At 37.1% G+C, this 5,042-nt stretch carries 4 protein-coding genes and 1 pseudogene; all 5 read right to left on the reverse strand.

The genetic code is table 11. The features are described 5' to 3' along the window. Positions 1-815, reverse strand: an 815-nt coding sequence (locus tag GN217_RS18375; protein ID WP_156858091.1) for a DUF2332 domain-containing protein, incomplete at its 3' end; no start/stop codon positions are given. Positions 816-900: 85 nt separating this feature from the next. Then, positions 901-1,164 (reverse strand): hypothetical protein, encoded by a 264-nt coding sequence (locus tag GN217_RS18380; RefSeq protein ID WP_156858092.1) that lies wholly within the window; start codon positions 1,162-1,164, stop codon positions 901-903. Positions 1,165-1,214: 50 nt separating this feature from the next. Further along, the gene (locus GN217_RS18385) at positions 1,215-1,934 is read right to left on the reverse strand and encodes a nucleotidyltransferase domain-containing protein (RefSeq protein WP_156858093.1); all 720 of its coding nucleotides are present in this window, start codon (positions 1,932-1,934) and stop codon (positions 1,215-1,217) included. Between the two features lie 204 nt (positions 1,935-2,138). Next, a pseudogene (locus tag GN217_RS18390) lies at positions 2,139-2,361 on the reverse strand (hypothetical protein). Positions 2,362-2,856: 495 nt separating this feature from the next. Further along, positions 2,857-4,884, reverse strand: a complete 2,028-nt coding sequence (gene ptsG, locus GN217_RS18395) for a glucose-specific PTS transporter subunit IIBC (RefSeq protein WP_156858094.1) — start codon at positions 4,882-4,884, stop codon at positions 2,857-2,859. Positions 4,885-5,042: the final 158 nt, after the last annotated feature.

Genomic DNA, 5,042 nt, shown 5'->3' on the forward strand with positions numbered 1-5,042 from the left:
GCCCGCAGAGGCTCCGAGTCAAGTGATGAACAGATACAGCTATTTTCATTAGAGAGTATTTTATTTAACGCGCATAAAAAGTTTATACTCCTTAAAAAAATTGTTTGGTTTAGTGTTGACATACCAAACAACCTCTCTCTATGCTCGGGCCATATTAAGGATTTAAGCCATAATTTCTCTTCCTCATCATTTAGATCAATTGTATTTAAATCAAATCCGATTCTAGTAGAGACCGGCGGCGGTGTGACACGCAGGTTTGGAATGTTTTCTCCACTTATTTCTGCTGTAATAGTAAGTTTTGAATCTTTGTCACCATAAATATTATTTGTCCCGTATGAATAGGAATATTTATCCCAAAGAAGCTGTAATCCCGCACTTGTTCCGATTTCGACTAGTGCTAATGGTTTCCTTGCTTTCTCGTAAACCGTACAAAAAACAGGATAAAGATAAGCACATCTCCTTACTTCATTTGTTTGAACAAGCCTAGTTTTAAGAATTGACTCCATTTCTTGTCGATATTTAAAGCAAAAATCCTTCAAGAATTCAAATGATCCTTTATATGATTTTGTATTACCTACGATACTCGGAAAATACTCTTTTAATGGATGTTCCGTTCCTTTTAATAAGAGATAGTGCACTGCACCAAAAAAGAGGTTGGGAATAGGTTGCCCTTCTCGTGCGTGACTACATACTTCAAGAAGGTCATCATCTGCGGCAATTTTAATGGACAAATGTTCGTATAATAAGCTAGATCCCTTACATTCCTTTTCAGCAAAAGCCAAAAAGGTTTGGGACAAAACATCTTTAAGAAACAAATAAAGTCCTCCTTTTAGCAGTCAGCAGTAAGATCATCTTCATTTAATAGCTGCAAATTTTTTACTTTTTTAGGATTATGAGCTTTTAACCATTTTTCGATTCTAGTATCATCCAATTTCCAAAATCATCTAAAAAGGCAATGACATCATCAGCATTTATAACTGGCTCAATAGCATATTTAAGTGCTTGTTTCATTTGAGCTTCCTTCTCTGGATAATGTTTAGAAAATATTTTATATGCTGGGTACAGGTCTCTTGTATATTGATTTTCTCTATCTATCACAAGGGCAAGTCCAGCCCTAACTATAATTTTCATTATCCATCCACAACAATCTAAAATATCTTCCAAATCCTCATTACCATCAAGGTCTTCTAAAGCGCTTATTTGTTTAATGGCGGTTATTTTTTACCTAAAGAAAAACCATCGAATAACCGTCCTCCATAGGGTTTCAAAATTTCATCAACTAACTTAATTACTTTATCTTTTGAACTACTTCTATAAAATATATCAAATGCTTCAACAAATTGCTCGGCAAAGTTTGTATCGTATTCTCTTAATGAACGTACTATCCATTTAGAAGCACCAAGCCACTTATTATTAGTTCGTAATACAAATTCACTAACAAGTTCTGCGAGCGTATTAGCAATGAAAATTCCTTCTGCTCTATTATTACAACCAATAAAATCATCAAGGGTGTCCGTAATAAAGTATCGCTTCGTATTGATTATCTCAGTTGACCACTTTTCCGGACCTTTCGATAATAATTCTTTTGCTTCCCTTTTGATGGAGTTAATCACCCCCTTATCTTTAAGTATGATACCTTCTGAAACCATTCGTGGCAGTGATGGTCTAGCGCGTTTATAATCACTAGCAAAGTATTCTTGATAAGAATTCAGGTTATGTACAAACACTTCTATCGGCCAATCGTACTCAATTACTGACTCCCTATAAGAAGAGCTATATGTTTTATCAAATATTATGATATCAAGATCCGATGTTTTTGTTGCTTCGTCACGAACGACACTTCCTGCTAATAAAGCTCCATCGCAATATGGAAAATAATTTTTGATAAATTTTTGTGCAGCTTTAACTGGTTCTAATCTGTTAAGATCCCCCATTCTTATCCCTCTTTTTGATATTTACCTTATTATCCACTTTTTCATTTAGAACATTATTAACATACGCTGTCTGTAAAATCCAAGTTTTCTACATCTTCCCCATTCAATTTCATCACTAGAAATATAATCACGCAGATCGTAATAAAAACCATGGAATCGCTTGGTTTCAGGAGTTCCATGGTTGTGGTGAAGTGTGTTTGAATTTTATACTTTAGCTGCCCAAATTTCAATTTCAATTTTCATTTCAGGTAAACCTAATTCAGTAATATTTCCAATCGTCATTGCCGGATAATTTTTGCTAAATAATTGTTCCCACTCTGAATATAAAAAACTCTGCATTCTTTGGAATTTTTGTAATATGACTGTAATTACCGATTGGTACAGGCATATTGGGTGGGTTTTTTCTCGTAATTTTTTCGTTTTCCATTTATTCACCTCATCATTTAGAAGTTTCTTCTGCCGTTTCTCCAGGAGATCAAATTTAGACATACTACCCTTAGAAAGAGACTTCTAGAAAAACAGCAGTGGAGTATCCATATACAATAGGTAAAAACTCAAGTGATTTTTTCTTCATGGGGGAACACTCCTCTCTCTAGAATGACAAGATTTTGACAATTATTATTTTATAGGAAATAGAATCCTTGTGCAAGTTAGATATTAATTTTATTAATTGCTCATTATACAGTTTAATTGAGTGGATATCCTCATTTAATACGTTATTGTTATTTATTATTTGTTTTAATACAACTGCTTCCTGTAATTCTTCATTTCAAGTCCTTCAGGGTTTAAATATTTTATCCCATTAATTGTGCACCATTACCGTACAAACTCGCACGCCACTCAGGAATTGCGCACCATAACCATCTGCTCATGCAAAAAACCCCACTTTGCCATCAAATACAAAGCGGGGTTCTCACACACATTACTGAATCTCAATAATTTCCTCATCACCAATTTCTACATTACCTTGTTTTGTTAAACTTACTGTTTCACCGTCTTTTAGGTTTGTAAAAATGATTGGCGTTATAATCGATGGTGCATTTTCTTTTACATAATTTAAGTCAACATTTAATAAAGGCTGTCCTACTTTGACTTCATCATCTTGCGCGACAAGCGCTTCAAAGCCTTTACCTTCCAACTTCACTGTATCGATTCCAAAGTGAATCAATATTTCACGTCCAGAATCGGATTCAATACCAATTGCATGTTTTGTTGGGAACAGGTTGACAATTTTCCCGTTCACCGGCGAAACGATTGTACCGTGAGTTGGTAGAATGGCAAATCCGTCCCCCATCATTTTCCCTGCAAATACAGGGTCAGGTACGTCGGTGATCGGTTTGACTTCACCCGTCATTGGAGAAACAAATGAATCATTCTGAACAGGGCTAGTCGAGCCAGTGTCTGTTTTCTTTTGTTCTTCTTCTACTCGCGGTGTTTTACCTGCCATAATATCTTGCATTTGACCTTTAATAATCTCTGAACGTGGACCAAAGATAGCTTGTATATTCTCTCCAACTTCTAATACACCTGAAGCACCAAGCTTTTTCAAACGTTCTTTGTCGACTTCACTTTGATTGTTAACAGATACGCGAAGTCTTGTAATACATGCATCCAAATGGGCAATATTCTCTTTTCCACCCATTGCTTCAAGTACCTGGGTAGGTAAACTATTTTGATCATTACCAGTAGCTTCATCCCCATCTTCGCCATTATCCGCTTCACGTCCAGGTGTCTTGAGATTAAATTTCTGAATCATAAAACGGAAAATCACGTAATAAATCACGGCAAACACAAGACCTGCAATAACGGCTAACCACCAAGGTTCTTGGCCTGGCAAGATTCCGATTAAGAAGAAGTCTATTCCCCCACCAGAGAAGGTATAACCAATATTAACACTTAAAAACGTCATAAGCACAAAAGATAATCCATCAAGTACCGCATGAATTAGAAATAGGACTGGTGACAAGAACATGAATGAGAATTCAAGTGGTTCCGTAATTCCCGTTAGGAAAGAAGTTAACGCACCTGAAGCGAGTAAACCAGCAACCAGTTTCTTTCTTTCCGGGCGTGCTGTATGGTACATTGCTAGTGCTGCAGCTGGAAGTCCAAACATCATGATTGGGAACTCACCAGCCATGAAATTACCGGCAGTTATTTCAACACCATCTCTTAGCTGTGCAAAGAAAATTGTCATATCCCCTCTTACGATCTCTCCAGCAGCCGTTGTATATGTTCCAAATTCATACCAGAATGGCGCATGGAATATATGATGCAAACCAAACGGAATCAATAAACGTTTAATAAACCCAAATGCAAAAACTGCGATATATGTTCCTTCTTCAATTAGCCATAGTGATGCACTGTTCATTGCATCTTGAACCGGAGGCCAAACAAGCAACATCAACAACCCTGCAATGAATGAAAGGGCTGCTGTCATAATCGGAACGAATCGTTTACCAGCAAAGAATCCTAAGAAGGACGGCATTTCAATATCGTGGTAACGATTATAAGCATAAGCCGCTATTAAACCGATAATAATCCCGCCAAATACCCCTGTTTGTAATGTCGGGATTCCTAGTACACTTGCAAATCCTGGTTCTGATGCAACCGTTTCAGCAGATAGACCTAACCATGATCCCATCACCTGATTCATTACCAAGTATCCGACTAACGCAGCAAGTGCTGCTGCACCGTCACCTGCAAGTCCAATTGCAACTCCGACTGCGAAGATAAGTGCCAGGTTAGCAAAAATAATATTCCCTGCATCTTCCATCACGCGAGCACTTAATTGTATCCAATCTGCATCAAGAAACGGTAAAAGCTGTAACATCGCATCCTGTTGCGCCGCATTTCCTAACCCTAACAGCAAACCAGCTGCTGGCAGCATCGCCACCGGAAGCATTAATGCTTTACCAAGTTTCTGTAAAACACCAAAAAACTTTTTCCACATCTTCCTATTCCTCCACTTTTTTAATTTAAGCTAATAACTCAACTTTCGCAGAGTAAAAATGACATCTAACCTTTATCTGGTAAAGTACTTTTGGAAATTCATTATGGACCTTGACATCTGCCTACTATAAAAAAGAAAAACACCTCCACTTTTGGTAT

The organism is Oceanobacillus sp. AG, from assembly GCF_009746545.1.
GTDB lineage: Bacteria > Bacillota > Bacilli > Bacillales > Amphibacillaceae > Oceanobacillus > Oceanobacillus indicireducens.